The organism is Lysobacter sp. (assembly GCA_013141175.1).
GTDB lineage: Bacteria > Pseudomonadota > Gammaproteobacteria > Xanthomonadales > Xanthomonadaceae > Lysobacter_I.
This window is the reverse complement of record JABFRN010000001.1, coordinates 1,759,119-1,774,583: the sequence shown is the minus strand read 5'-3', so window position 1 is coordinate 1,774,583 and position 15,465 is coordinate 1,759,119. Positions and strand designations below refer to the sequence as shown.

Sequence of the window (15,465 nt, the reverse complement as noted above, 5' to 3'; positions counted from 1 at the left end):
GTGTCGTCCTCGTTCGGGATTGATCGGCCGCGATCATAGCGCAGCGATCCCGGTCCGCCATTCACGCCAGCAGCCGCAGCAGGGCCTCGCGCGGCAGCTTGCCGGTGTCGTTGCGCGGCAGCGCTTCGACGATGCGCAGGCGGCGCGGCAGGAACACCGGGTCGACGCTCTGTCGCAACGCCTGCAGGATCGTGGCTTCGTCCAAGCCCGGCGCGACCGCAAGCGCGGCGATGCGGCGCACGCCGGTGTTGTCGCAGGGATCGAGCTGCAGCACCACGGCGTCGATCACGCCGGGCACCGACTGCAGGCGGCGGGTGAGGTCGCCCAGCGACGCGCGCTTGCCGGCGATTTCCAGCAGATCGGATTGACGGCCGCACAGCACGAAAGTGTTGCCGGTGTGCAGTTCGACCAGGTCGGCCAGGGCCACCGGCGCGGGCAGATGCGGCGCTTCCACCAGGGTACCGTCGGGCTGCGGATGCAGTCGCACGCCGGGATAGGCGTGCCATGCGTCTTCGTGCGCGGTGCGGCGATGGGCGACGATGCAGATCTCGGTGGCGCCGAACATCTCGCGCACTTCGCAGCCGAAGCGCTGCTCGGCAGCGGCGGCCAGGGCCTGCGGCAACGGCGCGGTCGCGGTGACGATCCCCGCCAGCGGCGGCCATGCGATGCCGGATTCCACCAATGCGCGCAGATGCACCGGCGTGGTCACCAGCAGCGCGCGCGCATCGGCGTGGCGCAATGCGCTGGCGACGTCCTCGGGGAAAAACGGGCGACCGCCGTGCACCGCGACCGGCGCCAGCAGCGGCAACAGCACCGACAGCTCCATGCCGTACATGTGCTGCGGCGGCACGGTGGCGACGACCGGCAGGATGCCTTCCCCGGCCGCATGATCATCGGGCCACAGATGGCGCAGCGCGGCGACATTCTGCGCGGTGCTGATGCGCAGGCTGGCCCAGGTTTTCGGATTGGCTTTCGGCGTGCCGGTGCTGCCGGAAGTGAAGCCGATCATCGCCAGCGCGTCGGCGTCGACTTCGGGTGCTGGCCCGTCCAGTGCAGGAAGCGGTTCGGGCAACACATGCAGCTGCGGCGGTGCGGGCGACAGCGCGACGTCGCTGATGCAGTAACTGTCCGGATACTGCCGGCGGACATCTTCGATCGCGTTCGGCGCGCGCGAGGGCGGAAGCAGATTGATCTGGCCGCGCAGCGCGACCGCGCAGAACGCGACCAGAAAGCGGTAACGGTCTTCGCAGAGATTGATCGCACAGCCCGCTTCGGGCAGCCCGGCGGCGACACCGCGCACATCGGCGAGAAAGCCGCCGAGGGCGATGCGGCCGTGGGCATCGAAGGCGAAGCTGCGGTCGGCGGGACCTTCGGCGAGGGCGACCCGGCGCGGGGACGACGCCCCTGCGTTCGCGCGGGTTCCGTGGGTTTCGATCGCTGCCGACATTCGTTCGCTGCTCCCGCCATGTCCGGCCATCGTGTCCCGGCTTCGGGCTTAGCTTACGCTGGCGGCCCAACCGCCCTCAAACCGTACGACCCTTGAATCGATCGGCGAACACCGCAACTTTCGGCCCCGTGCAATGCGCATGGTGGCCGTATCGTCGCGGCGACCGCGCCGAACCACCGGTACGCGCATGGCTCGGCGCGCTGTGGAATCTACCAGCGCACGCGTTGGCGCTGACCCGCGATGGCTACGGCCGACCGCATCTGGACGGCGGCGGCCATCACGTGGACCTCAACTGGAGCCACAGCGGCGACTGGCTGATCGCCGCCTGCGTCGACGACGGCCGGGTCGGTATCGACATCGAACTGCTGCGGCCTCGCCCGAAAGCGCTGGCGCTGGCGAGGCGGTTCTTCGCGCCGGAGGAAACCGCGTGGCTGACGACGCTGGCCGACGACCCCGCGCACCTGCAGCACGCCTTCACCCGATTGTGGTGCGCGAAGGAGGCGCTGCTGAAGGCGCACGGTCGCGGCCTGTCGTTCGGGCTGGAGAAACTGCGCTTCGTTCTCGACGACAACGAGGCTGCGCCGCAACTGGCCGGCTGCGACCCGGCGCTGGGCGCCACGAACGATTGGCGACTCGATGCGTGGTCGCCGGTACCGGGGTATCTGGCGACGCTGGCCTGGCGGGCTGTTGCGGGAGGGGCTTCAGCCCCGGATGCGATCGGGGCCGAAACCCCTTCCACAAAATCGCGTCGCGCATAATTCACGCATGACGACCCACGATCTCCCCGCCGCCGCCCGCAACGATCTGGATGCCGGCCTGCAGGCGCTGCACCTCGAGCCGGCGCTGGCCGAACCGCTGGCGCGGTACCTGGCGCTGCTGCTGCGCTGGAACGCCACCTACAACCTCACCGCCATCCGCGACCCGCGCGAGATGGTGACCAAGCATCTGCTGGACTCGCTGGCGATGGCGCCGTTCGTCGCTTCGGCGCCGACCCTGGCCGATCTCGGCACCGGGCCGGGACTGCCGGGCATTCCGCTGGCGATCGCGGTGCCGGGGCTGCACGTGACCCTGGTGGAATCGAACGGCAAGAAAGCCCGGTTCATGCGCGAGGCGCTCCGGACCCTGGGCCTGGGTAATGCCGAAGTGGCCGAATCGCGGATCGAGGCCCTGAACCGTCCTGGGGCATTCATGGCGATCACCGCCCGCGCCCTGGCCACCCTGCCGCAGATCCTGGCGCTGGGCGGGCATCTGCTGGCACCGGAAGGCGTGCTGCTGGCGATGAAGGGCGCCCGCCCCGACGACGAGATCGCGGCCCTGCCCGCAGGCTGGGCGCTGCGGGAGATCCATCCCCTGATCGTGCCCGGCCTGGACGCAGATCGGCATCTGGTGGCGGTCGGCAGGACGAAATCGACCATCGGCTGACGGCAGCCGCGGCCGGCAACGGGCATAATCTGCGGTTCGGCCCGCGTCGCCATCGACGCTGGCATCCCGGCTCCACCCAGACAACCCGAGACTTCCGGACCCCACCATGGCCCGCATCATCGCCATCGCCAACCAGAAAGGCGGAGTCGGCAAGACCACCACCTCGGTCAATCTCGCCGCCGCACTGGCGCAGGCGCCCAAGCGCGTGCTGCTGGTCGATCTCGACGCCCAGGGCAACGCCACCATGGGCAGCGGCATCGACAAGCGCGAGCTGGCCGGCTCCACCTGCGACGTGATGCTGGAGGAGAGGCACGCCGCCGACGTGATCGTGCGTACGCCCGAAGGCTTCGACCTGATGCCCGGCAACAGCGACCTGACCGCCGCGGAGATCGAGCTGATGGACGAGCCCGGTCGCGAACAGCGGCTGCGGCGCGCGCTGGAACCGCTGCGCGAACGCTACGACTTCATCCTGGTCGACTGCCCGCCGGCGCTGTCGCTGCTCACGCTCAACGCATTGACCGCCGCCGATTCGATCCTGGTGCCGATGCAGTGCGAGTACTACGCGCTCGAAGGCCTCAGCGCTTTGCTGCAGACGATCGACGCGCTCAAGGCCAAGCTCAATCCGGCGTTGGAGATCGAAGGCGTGCTGCGCACCATGTTCGACGTGCGCAACAACCTCGCCAACGCGGTCTCGGCGGACCTCACCTCGCACTTCGGCGACAAGGTGTTCCGCACCATCATTCCGCGCAACGTGCGCCTGGCCGAGGCGCCCAGCCACGGCCAGAGCATCGTCGGTTACGACAAGGGATCGCGCGGGGCCATCGCATACCTCGGGCTGGCCGGCGAAATCATCCGCCACCAGCGCGAGCGCGCGCAAAAAGCCGGCCCCGGCAATCCGCGCACCATCACCTCGGAGACTCGTGCATGACTGCTGCGAAGAAGCCGCGTGGCCTCGGCCGCGGCCTGGAAGCCCTGCTCGGCCCCAAGGCCGCCGCTGCGGCACCCGCGCTGGAAGCCACGCCCGCCGACACGCTGCGGATGCTGCCGATCGATGCGCTGACGCCGGGCAAATACCAGCCGCGACGCGCGATGGACCCGGGCAAGCTCACCGAGCTGGCCGAATCGATCAAGGCGCAGGGCGTGATCCAGCCCGTCGTCGTGCGCGAAATCGACAAGGACAAGGGCGGCAAGGTCTACGAGATCATCGCCGGCGAACGCCGCTGGCGCGCTTCGCAGCAGGCCGGCCTGACCGAACTGCCGGTCGTCATCCGCGTGGTCGACGACCGTACCGTGGTCGCGATGGCGCTGATCGAGAACATCCAGCGCGAAGATCTCAATCCACTGGAAGAAGCGCAGGCGCTGCAGCGGCTGATCGACGAATTCGACCTCACCCACGCGCAGGCCGCCGAAGCGGTCGGCCGCTCGCGCGCGGCGGTCTCCAACCTGCTGCGCCTGCTGGAACTGCCGGCCGACATCCGCACGCTGGTGGAAACCCGCGCACTGGAAATGGGCCACGCCCGCGCGCTGCTGTCGCTGGCGCCGCAGGCCGCGATCGCGCTGGCACGCCAGGCCGCCGAACTCGGCTGGTCGGTGCGCGAAGTCGAACACCGCGTGCAGCAGTACAGCGCCGGCCAGATCCCTTCGGGCACCAAGGCGAAAACCAACGGCGCCAAAGCCAAACCGCAGGCCGACATCGTCGCCCTGGAGCGCGACCTCTCCGAATCCCTGGGCACCAAGGTCAACGTGCTGCACGGTCGCGGCGGCAAGGGCCGGCTGGTGATCCACTACACCGATCTGGACACGCTGGACGGCGTGCTGGAGCGGTTGAAGGCGCGCGGATAAGCGCTGTAGCACGCTTGTGCTACATTCGCCTCATCCACGCGCCGAGACGTCGCCATGTCCACCACCACGATTCGCATCCCCGATGATCTGAAGTCGCGGTTGGCCAAGCTCGCGGAATACGAGGGCCTGTCGACGCATGGCTTGATCCTCGATGCCATCACCGAAAAAGCCGACGCGCTGGAACGGCGGCAGGCGTTCCACGCCGAGGCGCAGGAACGACTCGCACGCATGCTCGACACCGGCATGGGAATTCCGTGGGAAGACATGAAGCAGTATCTCAACGCACGGATGGCGGGCGAAGACTTGCCGTTGCCCGAGCCGAAACGGATCGGGGCGTGACTTTTGGCGGCGATCTACTTCGCGAACGAGGTCGGTACGGACTTTCTACGTATCCTCGCCCATCTTCGCGAGCATGCTGCGACAGACGACGCCGTGCGCTTGGCGGGCCTGATCGCTGCGATTGATGTGCTGGCCGCCAATCCGCTGATCGGCCGCCCCACTGCGGATGGATGCCGCGAGCTGGTGATCGGACGCGGCATGCGCGGCTATATCGCCCTTTACAGTTACGACGAACCGAAGGATCTGGTGAGAATCCTCGCCGTCCGTTCGCAGAAAGAATCCGGATACCACCGCCCATGACCCAGCCCCACCTCTCCGTCGTCGTCCCCGTGTTCAACGAGCGCGACAACGTCACGCCGCTGATCAAAGAAATCGTGACTGCGCTGCGCGGCCTGATCACGTTCGAGATCGTCTATGTCGACGACTGCTCGCGCGACGACACGCTCGACGTGCTGAAGGCGCTCAAGGCCGACGTGCCCGAGCTGCGCGTGATCAAGAACATCAGCCAGAGCGGGCAGAGCACCGCCGTGCGCAACGGGGTGAAGCAGGCGCGCGGCGCGTGGATCGCGACCCTCGACGGCGACGGCCAGAACGATCCGGCCGATATCCCGAAGCTGCTCGCCAAGCGCGACGAATCCGCCGCCGACGTGAAACTGTTCGCCGGCTGGCGCGTGAACCGCAAGGACACCGGCAGCAAGCGCTGGGCCTCGAAGTTCGCGAATGCGATCCGCAGCCGCATGCTGCGCGATGCCACGCCCGACACCGGCTGCGGCATCAAACTGTTCGAGCGCGATGCCTTCCTCGACCTGCCGTACTTCGACCACATGCATCGCTATCTGCCGGCGCTGATGCAGCGCGCGGGCTGGAAGACGGTCAGCGTGCCGGTGAACCACCGCCACCGCGCCAGCGGCGTATCGAAGTACAACAATCTCAACCGCGCCCTCGTCGGCCTGCGCGATCTGCGCGGCGTGGCCTGGCTGATAGTGCGCAGCAAGCGCACCGCCGTCGAAGAGCTGTAGGCATGGATCCCGTCGCCGTGGACATCATGAACTCGCCGATCCCGTGGCTGGCGTGGACCGGGCTGCACATGAGCCCGTGGAAGCTGATCGGCCTCACCGGCGCGCTGATGTTCGGCGGTCGCTGGCTGGTGCAGTTCATCGCCAGCAAACGCCAGGGCAAGCCGGTGATCCCGCGGCTGTTCTGGTACATGAGCATCGTCGGCAGCCTGATGACGCTCAGCTACTTCATCTTTTCTTCGAAGCAGGACTCGGTCGGCATCATCCAGAATCTGTTCCCGGCCTTCACCGCCTGCTACAGCCTGTATCTGGACATCAAGCATCGCGGCTGGCATCGCGACAGGAACACGCACTGACCGCAACACGGACGGTGGTTGAGGCCAAGGACGGACGACATGGATGCCGCTGCAATCGAAACACCGGGGTTTCTCCGCACCGAACGGCCGCCGCCGGATCACCGCGCCGCGTTCCAGGCCATGCCTGGAATGCGTCTTCGTATTCAACCTTCGTGAGCGCACATGTCGAACGACGCATCACCGACGCTGGCTGAGCCGTCCATCGAGCAGCCGCCCACCGCCTTCCCGATGATGTCGGCCTACCTGCCGATGGTGAAGAGCGCGGCGATGACTTCGGCGGCCGAACTCGGCGTGTTCCATTTCCTGCATCGACAGCCGGCTTCCTCGCTGGATGCGGCGCTGGGGCTGGATACGAGTGCGCAAGGCATGCAAAGCCTGTTCCATGCCCTGGCATCGTTCGACCTGCTCATCCGCAACAGCGATGGCACCTACCGCAACGCGCCGTTCATCGAACGGTATTTCACGCCGGCGGCGGCGGCGGATCTCACCCCGGGTCTGCTGTGGAATGCGGAGGCGATGAAGCTGATGACCGGATTGACGGATGCGATCCGCCAGGGACAACCGGCCGAATCGATGTGGGCCACGATGACGCGCAGGCCCGGCATGGGCGCGCTGTTCTCGCGCTACATGGAAGCCTTCGCCGGTTATTTTTCCGACGATCTCCTGCAGCACATCGACATCCCGGCCGACGCGCGCCAACTGCTTGACATCGGCGGCTCGCACGGCCTGCACGCGGCCTCCCTGTGCCTGCGTCATCCACGGCTGCACGCGACCGTGTTCGATCTGGCCGAGAGCCTCACCCAGACTCCGCGCGTGATCGAACAGCATGGCCTGCAGGCGCGGATGACCCTGCGTGCCGGCGATGCGGTCGCCGACGATTTCGGCACCGGAAGCGATGGCGGCAAATTCGATGTCGTCCTGCTGCTGTCGGTGCTGCACAACCAGACCGAAGCCGATGCACAGGACATCGTCCGCCGTGCGCTGGACGCGCTGAAGCCCGGCGGGCTGATCGTGGTCCACGAGTATTTCCACGACCCGGCCGACCCGATCAATCCGGGACGCTACGCGGCATCGTTCCTGCTGACCCTGCTGGTCGAGGTCGGCACCACGCTGCAGCGCCCCGAGCTTCTGCAGGCCTGGCTGCGCGATGGCGGATGCCGCTCGATCCGCCGGGTGGACATGGCGGAAGACGGCAAAGGCTCTCTACTGTTGGCGACGCGCGACGGAGGCGGGCAGGACTGGTTCTGAGCAGGCCGATCGATCGGGGTCGATTCGAGCGCGGCCCGCGCGCGGGCCCCCTTCGATGGCCTCAATGTCGACGGCGATTGGTGTAGTCTCGATCCGGCCTCTGGGGAGAGGCCTGACAACCTGGGGAAATCATGGCTCGCTGGCATCGGTGGGGTTTGGTGGTTGCGGCATTGACGCCGGGCATGGCCTGCGCGCAGACGTCGACCGAAGAAATCGTGCACTCGGTCTGGATCGCGACCTGCGCCGGACTGGTGCTGATGATGCAACCGGGCTTCGCGCTGCTGGAAAGCGGGTTCTGCCGCGCGAAGAACGCGGTCAACGTGATCATGAAGAATTTCACCGACTGCGCCATCGCCTCGCTGGCGTACTGGGCGGTGGGCTTCGGGTTGATGTTCGGCCTGAACTGGAACGGCATGGTCGGCACCAGCGACTTCTTTCCCAGCGGCGGCGGCGATACCTCGCTGGTGAATGTGCTCTACCAGACCTTCTTCGCCGCCACCGCCGCGACCATCATCAGCGGCGCGGTGGCCGAGCGCATCCGCTTCATGCCGTATCTGGTCGGCACCGCGATCATGGTCTGCGTGATCTACCCGATCTACGGCGCATGGGTCTGGGGCGGCACCGCCGACAATCCGGGCTGGCTGCGCGGGATGGGCTTCCTCGATACCGCCGGCGGTTCCGCCGTGCACGTGATCGGCGGCTTCACCGCGCTCGGCGCGCTGGTGGTGCTGGGGCCGCGCCTCGGACGTTTCTCGCGCACCGGCGAGGTCCGCGAGATCCCCGGCCACAACCTGCCGTTGGCGGCGCTGGGCGCGTTCCTGCTCTGGGTGGGCTGGCTGGGCTTCAACGGCGGCGCCGCAGATCCGGATTTCAAGGATCTCGGCGTGATCGTGCTCAACACCCATCTCGGCGCGGCTGCGGGCATCGTCGGCGCGATGTTGACGCTGTCCATCCATCGCCGTCCGCTGCTGATGTCGGCCGTGCTCAACGGTGCGCTCGGCGGCCTGGTCGCGGTCACGGCGGGCGCGAAATACATGGATCCCGGCTTCGCCATCGTCACCAGCCTGGTCGGCGGCATGATCGCGGTGGTCGGCCCGGCGATGCTGCAGCGGATGAAGATCGACGACGTGGTCGACGCGGTGTCCGTGCATGGTTTTTGTGGCCTGTGGGGCACCATCGCCACCGGCATGTTCATGCGCGACCATCTGTTCGACCTCCACCAGATCGGGGTGCAGGCGCTCGGCGCCTTCGTCGCCGCCGGATGGGCCTTCACCATCGGCTGGGGCCTCTACAAGTTGCTCGCGATGACGATCGGCGTGCGCGCCAGCACCGAGCACGAACAGCGCGGCCTCGACTACACCGAGCACTACGAAATCGGCTACGGCGAATTCATGGCGTCGCGCACGCATCGCGATCTGGGCGGCGAGGCCTGATCGATGGTGGCCAACGACAACACCAGCATGGGCCTGAACTATCGGCGGCGGGTGATCTATCACGCGCTGCACGACACGTTCCCCGATCCGCAGGACGTCCGCCGTTTTTTCGATCTGTGGCAGCGCGATCACAGCCACGAGGCGCATTTCGTGGTCACCCGTTTCGCGGCGGTCGTGGCGAAGAATGCAGGCTTCGATGCGCAGCAGCGATCGACCTTCCAGCGACGCCTGTTCCACGGCCTGACCCAGACCTACGAAAACCTGCCTCGGGTGCCGGATGCCTGGATGCCGGCGACCACCATCGAGCCGTCGGCGGTGCAGGCCATTGCCGCATCGCCGCCAGTCGAAGTGGCGGCAACGGCGCGCATGGAGCCGCCGGAACTGATCGTGTTCAAGACCTTCGCGCAGGCGATCGCCACCGCGATCCTGGCCAAGGCCGATCGTCATCCGGGCGTGCTGATGCAGGCGGTCGGCGCTCTTGCCGTCGCATCCGCCGGTCGCGAACAGGAACTGCATCGGATCCTGGAACGCTGGGCGGAAGCGCGCTTCGCCTCCGCTGCGTTGCCGAAACTCCAGTCACAGGACGATCTTCGTCCGCTCGCCCATCTGCTGTATCTGCTCGCCGCCGACCTGCTCGGCCCGATGCAGGCCGATCGCCTGCTGGCGCAGGCCGCGAGCGATGCGGAACGTTTGCCGGAAGCGTCGATGTTCTCGCCGCAGATGCTGCTGTAGCCCGGAAAGCGAATCCGGCCGAAGCCGGATTCGCATGGATAGCAGTTGCATCGTCATCATCGCCCGTTGCGCAGGCGATCAACGACCATCAACGCCGATTCACGGCCCGATACCGCAGCACAGCGCAGCCGGCAGCGCGACGGGCGGCAGCGGGTTGAACTGCGTGGACGGCGAGATCGGCGTCGGCGTCACCACCAGTGCCGTGTACGGCGTCAGCGCGGTGACGGCGCCGCTCCACGGCACGCTGCACAGCGTCTTCATGCCGCTGAAGCCCATCCGCACCGAGTAGCCGTCGGCAGGATCGGCCAAGCCATCCCAGTTGCTGGTCGTCATGCCGACGAAATGCGCGCCGTTGCTGCTTTCGGCCACGTCCGCCACCGTTTCGGCACCGGCGAGCCCGGCACCCTGGGTGCCGTAGCGTTGCCCGGTGTATCCGCCCGCGATGTAGGGAGTGAGATTGATCGGCACCATCAGGTGCGTCCACACGTCGCGGCTGCTGACGCCCAGATACGCGCCGGTGATGTTGCCGGCGATCAGCAGTTGCCCGCTCGGCACTGTGCTGAAGGTGGTGGCGCGGGTGGTGGTCACCGCCTGCGCGGTCTCGCTTTCATTGGGCGTGCCCCAGTGGACTTGCCGCTGCAGCGCGCAGCCGGTGCTGCGATAACTGGCGACGTAGGCCTGCGGCAGCGCCGCGCTGGTGGTGCGGGTTTCGCCGACGGCCGTGAAGCCCGAGGCGATGGTGGGGGTGCCGCCGTGACGGGTGATGTCGTTGAAGCGCGACAGGCCCAAACCCGGCAACTGCGAGCCGCAGATGTAGGCGCCATTGTTGCCGTCGATCTGGAAGACCGCCGCATTGTTGCCGTAGCCGCCCGCGACCACCAGGTTGTCGGCAAGCGAGGGCGTTTCCACTTCGGCGATGCCGCGACCGGTCAATTGCGCGGTGGCGGTGGGCACGGCGTAATCGCGCGTCCAGATCAGCGTGCCGTTGCTCCTGATGCGGACCACGCGCACGTAGTTCACGGTGCCGGTGTTGTATTCGGCCAATGCGATCAGATCGCCCGCCGCCGTGCCGAACGCGCCGTCGCCGGTGGTCGCGCGGATGATGTCCCAGGCGGTGTGCTTGCCGGCGGTGGTGCCGTAGCTGCGGTGCCAGACCATGTTGCCGTTGCAATCGACCTTGCTGATGGTCAGATGGGTTTGAACCGGCGTGGTCAGCGCATCGAACGTGCCGACCACCGCGAAGCCGGTGCCGTCGGTGTATTCGACGATGCCGCGCCCCTCTTCGGAGCGACCGCTGTCGTAGCTGAAACGCCACGGCCCGGCGATGGGGTTCGCGGCGTTCTTGCGCTCAACGACGATGTTGTTGAACCCGCCCACGGTCGGCGGAACGGTCTGCGTGCCGGTCGCCACCTGGCCGCCGCCCGCGCAGAACTGCACATCGGCGACGCCGTGCAATTGTTCCCGATGCGGGTTGAGGCCTGAATACACTTCCCAGCTCTGCGCGAATGCCGATCCCGGCAACGCCGCGAGCGCGACGAGTACACCGACAGACAACGAATGGCGAGTGCGAATCCTTGTTTTCATGACAGCTCTCCTGGGGTTGCGCCGATGGCGCGCAATGCACCGTCGGCTGGAAGCGGATCCAAGATGGGATCCGCGATACAGTCAGCGATTCCGGCCTTGCGCCGTGATCGCGGGACGACGGTATCTGTGCGAATGCGAATGCGGGCGCACGGCCCGCGACCATGTCGTGGCGTTCATCGAAACGGAGGGGACGTGCATGCCCGGTGGCATCGCCCGGGCGCGTGCACGACGTGCTGCGCGGATTCGCGCGCGGCGGCTTGATCCATACGGGCTTGATCGACGCGGTCTTGATCCACGCAGGCTCGATCCATGCAGGCATGACCCGCGCATCGATGCGTCTGTCCGCGCATTGCAGGACCGGCAGCCTGCGTATCCGTATGCATGCATCGCTCGTCTCCTCGAACTCGCGACGTTGTCGCGTTCCTTGTTCGTTCACCCCGGCCTGCGACCGTTGTCGACGGCCCCAGCATTCATGCCGGAGTCCGCAGTCAGCCTACTCCTCGCAGCCGGAAATGCGCAACGCGACGACGGACGGCCATCGTGCCGAAAAGCACATTGCGACGCCCGTCGCGTCCGTTCAGAAAGTCGTGACCCCGGAATCGATCAGGCGGGTGTCGCCGGTGTGCGGCGCAGCACGCGCAGCAGGCCGTAGATCGCGATCAGCGCGGCCAGAGCGATGCCGATCGCACTCCATTCCTTGGCGGTCAAGGTCGCGGTGATGGCCAGCATCGCCAGCAGCGAGATGGCAGGGATCAGCGGACCACCGGGGATCACGAACGGCGCGGCGCCGTTCTGGCGCAGGTCGATGCGCTGCGCGCGCCACGCGGCGAGGCTGACGAAACCGTAGGTGAGGCAGATCGCGCCGCCGGAAATCAGCGCCAGCGCATCGAACGTGCCGCCCAGCGCGAGCGCCCAGGCGAATCCCGCATGCACCGCCAGCGCGAGCAGCGGCACGCGATGCGTCGCGGTGACGCGACCGAAGGCGCGCGGCAGATAGCCGTCGCGTCCCAGCGCGAACACGAGCCGCGAAGTGCCGAGCAGATTGCCCAGCAGAAAACCGCTCATCGAAATACAGGCGGTGATCAGCAGCAGCGTGCGTCCCGGCGCCCACAGCGCAGCGGCGGTATCGGCGATCGGCACGCCGCTCTCGGCCAGTGTCGGACCGAGCAGGCCCTGGCCGACGATCTGCAGGCCGAGATACAGCAGCACCACCAGCAGGATCGCGGCGATGGTCGCGCGCGGCACGTTGCGCGCGGGGTCGCGCAGTTCGCCCGAGGGCACCAGCGCGGTTTCCATGCCGGAGTAGGCGAACATCACCAGCACCATCGACGCGCCCAGCGCGGACACCGACGGCACATCGCCGAACGAGAAACTGACCTGGCTCCAATCGACGAAGAACACGCCGATGCCGGCGAGCAGGAACAGCGGCAGCAGTTTCAGCGTCGCCAGCACCGCGATCGCGCGCGCGCCGAGCTTCACGCCGAACGCATTCAACGCGAACAGCAGCAGATAGACCGCCGTCAGCAGTCCGGCGCGCGCATAGGTGTCCGCGAACGCCGGCACCAGCGTGGCCACCTGCACCGACAGCGCAGCGGCGACACCGGCGCTCGATGCGATATTGCTGATCCACATCAGCGCACCGGCCAGGAAGCCCGCGAACGGCCCGAACACCGCGGTCAGATAGGTGTACGGCCCGCCGGTGGCCTGGGTGCGGCTGCCGATCGCGGCGAAGCACAGCGCCACCGGCACGATGGCCAATGCGCCGGCCAACAGCGCCAGCGGCGCCGCGCTGCCCATCTGCGCCGCCAGCGACGACGGCATGCGGAAGATGCCGCCGCCGATGATCACGTTGATCACCGCCGCCGTCAGCGCGAATGTGCCGACCGCACGGATCAGCGCGGCATCGCCTTCGAGCGGGCGGATGGATGCGGGTTCGGACATGGGCGTGGCCTGCGGCAAGCGAAGCGCGAAGCCTCGCACGCGCGCTGCGGTTTGACGAGTGCGCGAACCGAAATCCATGGGACAGCACCTGTAGGAGCGGCGCAAGCCGCGATCAACGATCGGAAGCGGCTTCGCAAGACGACCATGCCGTCTCGACGCATGCTTGATCATTGATCGCGGCTTGCGCCGCTCCTACAGGCTGCCGATGCGCCACATGCGTTAGCATCGTCGCACCCTCCGGAGGCCCACCATGCGCACGACCCTGCTTGCCCTGTCCCTCGCCTGTGCGTTCGGCGCTCCGTTTGCTTCCGCCGCCGACGGGCAGCGCCCGGAGGTCGGCCAGCAGGCCGCGCGACTGCAGCCGAAAGTCCTCGCCTGGCGCCGCGACCTCCACGAACACCCGGAGCTGGGCAACCGCGAAACGCGCACCGCCAAAGTCGTCGCCGACCATCTGCGTTCGCTCGGCCTCGACGTGAAGACCGGCATCGCCACCACCGGCGTGATCGCAGTGCTCAAGGGCGGCAAACCCGGCCCGCGCATCGCGATCCGCGCCGACATGGACGCGTTGCCGGTGACCGAGCGCAACGCACTGCCGTTCGCCTCGAAAGCCACGTCGACCTTTCGCGGCGAAACCGTCGGCGTGATGCACGCCTGCGGCCACGACGCGCACACCTCGACGCTGATGGGCGTCGCCGAAGCGCTGGTGGCGATGAAGGCCGACCTGCCGGGCGAAATCCTGTTCGTGTTCCAGCCGGCCGAGGAAGGCCCGCCGGACGGCGAGGAGGGCGGCGCCGAGGAAATGCTGGCGCAGGGCCTGTTCCGCGATTTCAAACCGGAGGCGGTATTCGGCCTGCACGTGTTCAGCACGCTCAACGCCGGGCAACTGGGCTACCGCGCCGGCCCGGCGATGGCCGCGTCCGACCGCTTCAACATCGTCATCAAGGGCCGGCAGACGCACGGCTCGCGGCCGTGGGGCGGGGTCGATCCGATCGTCGCCGCCGCCGACGTGATCGGCAGCGCGCAGACGATTGTCAGCCGCCGGCAGAACATCTCGAAGCTGCCGGTGGTGGTCACCTTCGGCGCGATCAAGGGCGGCATCCGCTACAACATCATTCCCGACCAGGTGGAAATGATCGGCACCATCCGCACCTTCGACGAGGGCATGCGCGCGGCGGTGTTCAAGGATCTGCAGAACGTGGCCGAACACGTGGCCGCCGCGCACGGCGCGACCGCCGTATCGCAGATCCCCGACACCAAGGGCAACCCGGTCACCGTCAACGATCCCGCGCTGAGCGCGAAGATGCGGCCGAGCCTGGTGCGCGCGGTCGGTGCCGACAACGTGGTCGACATGGACCTCAACATGGGCGCCGAGGATTTTTCGTTCTACGCGCGCGAAGTGCCCGGCTTCTTCTTCTTCGTCGGCGCCACGCCGAAGGGACAGGACGCACTGAAAGCGGCATCGAACCATTCGCCGGAATTCTTCCTCGACGAATCCGCGCTGGATGTCGGCCTGCGCGCGATGCTGCAGGTGACGCTGGATTATCTGCACAGCGCACAGTGATTGGAAATTTCTGGAAAAACACCGTGAGAAAATCGTATTTCTGCATATTGGCTGCCCTGCTCGTTTCGCTGCCCGCGTTGGCGGGCCAGACGCTTCCCGACCTCGGCGGCACCTATCGCGTTCGCGGCGAATGCCATGAGCGCACCGACAGCGGCGATTACAAGCGCTGTGTCGCGTGGAATCAACTCGTGCTGAAGCCCGGCGATACCGCAGGCAGTTACCGCTACACGCTGGACACCAACACCTTCGCGACCACCCAGGGCGGTTGCGCGCTGGAAGGAACGGTCTCGCTGGAAGCGCAAGGCAAGCACCTGTATCTCTCCGCTCCGATCGGCGAAGCCGATGTCTGCCCGATCCGCTTCAAGGTCGACAAAAAAACGCTGCGTCTGGACATGGCGCAGGGACAGGCGGATGCCGCCGCGTGCCGGAACCTCTGCAGCAGCAATTCGTCGCTGTACACCGATCCATTTCCAAGAGCGTCGCGGAAAAAATGATGGGTAATGCCAACCTTGCCCGACTCGCGCCCGCAACCGCACGCCATCGA

General features: G+C 67.2%; 16 protein-coding genes. 13 read left to right on the top strand and 3 right to left on the bottom strand.

The features are described 5' to 3' along the window. Nucleotides 1–61 precede the first annotated feature (61 nt). Nucleotides 62–1,447, bottom strand: a complete 1,386-nt coding sequence (locus tag HOP03_07975) for an acyl-CoA synthetase (GenBank protein NOT88105.1) — start codon at nucleotides 1,445–1,447, stop codon at nucleotides 62–64. Between the two features lie 128 nt (nucleotides 1,448–1,575). Between HOP03_07975 and HOP03_07970 the strand changes: the two genes are divergently transcribed. From HOP03_07970 to HOP03_07920, 11 genes are all read left to right on the top strand, one after another. After that, the gene (locus HOP03_07970; protein NOT88104.1) at nucleotides 1,576–2,205 is read left to right on the top strand and encodes a 4'-phosphopantetheinyl transferase superfamily protein; all 630 of its coding nucleotides are present in this window, start codon (nucleotides 1,576–1,578) and stop codon (nucleotides 2,203–2,205) included. Nucleotides 2,206–2,212: 7 nt separating this feature from the next. After that, nucleotides 2,213–2,869, top strand: coding sequence for a 16S rRNA (guanine(527)-N(7))-methyltransferase RsmG (gene rsmG / locus HOP03_07965; protein NOT88103.1), 657 nt, complete (start codon nucleotides 2,213–2,215; stop codon nucleotides 2,867–2,869). Between the two features lie 106 nt (nucleotides 2,870–2,975). Beyond that, nucleotides 2,976–3,797 (top strand): ParA family protein, encoded by an 822-nt coding sequence (locus tag HOP03_07960; protein NOT88102.1) that lies wholly within the window; start codon nucleotides 2,976–2,978, stop codon nucleotides 3,795–3,797. Then, the gene (locus tag HOP03_07955; GenBank protein ID NOT88101.1) at nucleotides 3,794–4,711 is read left to right on the top strand and encodes a ParB/RepB/Spo0J family partition protein; all 918 of its coding nucleotides are present in this window, start codon (nucleotides 3,794–3,796) and stop codon (nucleotides 4,709–4,711) included. Before HOP03_07960 ends, HOP03_07955 begins: the two co-directional genes overlap by 4 nt. Before the next feature lie 54 nt (nucleotides 4,712–4,765). Continuing rightward, nucleotides 4,766–5,050: a ribbon-helix-helix protein, CopG family gene (locus tag HOP03_07950; protein ID NOT88100.1), complete on the top strand. Its 285-nt coding sequence runs from the start codon at nucleotides 4,766–4,768 to the stop codon at nucleotides 5,048–5,050. Nucleotides 5,051–5,053: 3 nt separating this feature from the next. Further along, nucleotides 5,054–5,350, top strand: a complete 297-nt coding sequence (locus HOP03_07945; GenBank protein ID NOT88099.1) for a type II toxin-antitoxin system RelE/ParE family toxin — start codon at nucleotides 5,054–5,056, stop codon at nucleotides 5,348–5,350. Next, nucleotides 5,347–6,069 (top strand): glycosyltransferase family 2 protein, encoded by a 723-nt coding sequence (locus tag HOP03_07940; protein NOT88098.1) that lies wholly within the window; start codon nucleotides 5,347–5,349, stop codon nucleotides 6,067–6,069. Before HOP03_07945 ends, HOP03_07940 begins: the two co-directional genes overlap by 4 nt. Before the next feature lie 2 nt (nucleotides 6,070–6,071). Continuing rightward, a complete protein-coding gene (locus tag HOP03_07935) occupies nucleotides 6,072–6,422 on the top strand; it encodes a hypothetical protein (GenBank protein ID NOT88097.1) in 351 nt (116 codons plus the stop codon). A gap of 162 nt (nucleotides 6,423–6,584) precedes the next feature. After that, nucleotides 6,585–7,670, top strand: a complete 1,086-nt coding sequence (locus HOP03_07930; GenBank protein NOT88096.1) for a methyltransferase — start codon at nucleotides 6,585–6,587, stop codon at nucleotides 7,668–7,670. Between the two features lie 182 nt (nucleotides 7,671–7,852). After that, nucleotides 7,853–9,103, top strand: coding sequence for an ammonium transporter (locus HOP03_07925; protein ID NOT88095.1), 1,251 nt, complete (start codon nucleotides 7,853–7,855; stop codon nucleotides 9,101–9,103). 3 nt (nucleotides 9,104–9,106) lie between these two features. After that, the gene (locus HOP03_07920; protein ID NOT88094.1) at nucleotides 9,107–9,835 is read left to right on the top strand and encodes a hypothetical protein; all 729 of its coding nucleotides are present in this window, start codon (nucleotides 9,107–9,109) and stop codon (nucleotides 9,833–9,835) included. A gap of 99 nt (nucleotides 9,836–9,934) precedes the next feature. On the opposite strand, the gene HOP03_07915 is transcribed toward HOP03_07920, so the two are convergent. Together HOP03_07915 and HOP03_07910 are read right to left on the bottom strand one after the other, a co-directional pair. After that, on the bottom strand, nucleotides 9,935–11,419 hold the full coding sequence (locus tag HOP03_07915; GenBank protein ID NOT88093.1) for a hypothetical protein: 1,485 nt from the start codon (nucleotides 11,417–11,419) through the stop codon (nucleotides 9,935–9,937). A gap of 603 nt (nucleotides 11,420–12,022) precedes the next feature. Continuing rightward, nucleotides 12,023–13,360 (bottom strand): APC family permease, encoded by a 1,338-nt coding sequence (locus tag HOP03_07910; GenBank protein NOT88092.1) that lies wholly within the window; start codon nucleotides 13,358–13,360, stop codon nucleotides 12,023–12,025. A gap of 250 nt (nucleotides 13,361–13,610) precedes the next feature. On the opposite strand from HOP03_07910, the gene HOP03_07905 reads away from it, so the two are divergent. Further along, nucleotides 13,611–14,921 (top strand): amidohydrolase, encoded by a 1,311-nt coding sequence (locus tag HOP03_07905; GenBank protein ID NOT88091.1) that lies wholly within the window; start codon nucleotides 13,611–13,613, stop codon nucleotides 14,919–14,921. A 23-nt stretch (nucleotides 14,922–14,944) separates the two neighbouring features. After that, nucleotides 14,945–15,415: a hypothetical protein gene (locus HOP03_07900; protein ID NOT88090.1), complete on the top strand. Its 471-nt coding sequence runs from the start codon at nucleotides 14,945–14,947 to the stop codon at nucleotides 15,413–15,415. The last annotated feature ends 50 nt before the right edge of the window (nucleotides 15,416–15,465 follow it).

Excerpts from the sequence above, each read along its gene's own strand:
- HOP03_07975 (NOT88105.1), bottom strand. The coding sequence starts at position 1,447 with ATGTCGGCAGCGATCGAAACCCACGGAACCCGCGCGAACGCAGGGGCG.
- rsmG (NOT88103.1), top strand. The coding sequence starts at position 2,213 with ATGACGACCCACGATCTCCCCGCCGCCGCCCGCAACGATCTGGATGCC.
- HOP03_07960 (NOT88102.1), top strand. The coding sequence starts at position 2,976 with ATGGCCCGCATCATCGCCATCGCCAACCAGAAAGGCGGAGTCGGCAAG.
- HOP03_07955 (NOT88101.1), top strand. The coding sequence starts at position 3,794 with ATGACTGCTGCGAAGAAGCCGCGTGGCCTCGGCCGCGGCCTGGAAGCC.
- HOP03_07950 (NOT88100.1), top strand. The coding sequence starts at position 4,766 with ATGTCCACCACCACGATTCGCATCCCCGATGATCTGAAGTCGCGGTTG.
- HOP03_07940 (NOT88098.1), top strand. The coding sequence starts at position 5,347 with ATGACCCAGCCCCACCTCTCCGTCGTCGTCCCCGTGTTCAACGAGCGC.
- HOP03_07935 (NOT88097.1), top strand. The coding sequence starts at position 6,072 with ATGGATCCCGTCGCCGTGGACATCATGAACTCGCCGATCCCGTGGCTG.
- HOP03_07930 (NOT88096.1), top strand. The coding sequence starts at position 6,585 with ATGTCGAACGACGCATCACCGACGCTGGCTGAGCCGTCCATCGAGCAG.
- HOP03_07925 (NOT88095.1), top strand. The coding sequence starts at position 7,853 with ATGGCCTGCGCGCAGACGTCGACCGAAGAAATCGTGCACTCGGTCTGG.
- HOP03_07920 (NOT88094.1), top strand. The coding sequence starts at position 9,107 with ATGGTGGCCAACGACAACACCAGCATGGGCCTGAACTATCGGCGGCGG.
- HOP03_07915 (NOT88093.1), bottom strand. The coding sequence starts at position 11,419 with ATGAAAACAAGGATTCGCACTCGCCATTCGTTGTCTGTCGGTGTACTC.
- HOP03_07910 (NOT88092.1), bottom strand. The coding sequence starts at position 13,360 with ATGTCCGAACCCGCATCCATCCGCCCGCTCGAAGGCGATGCCGCGCTG.
- HOP03_07905 (NOT88091.1), top strand. The coding sequence starts at position 13,611 with ATGCGCACGACCCTGCTTGCCCTGTCCCTCGCCTGTGCGTTCGGCGCT.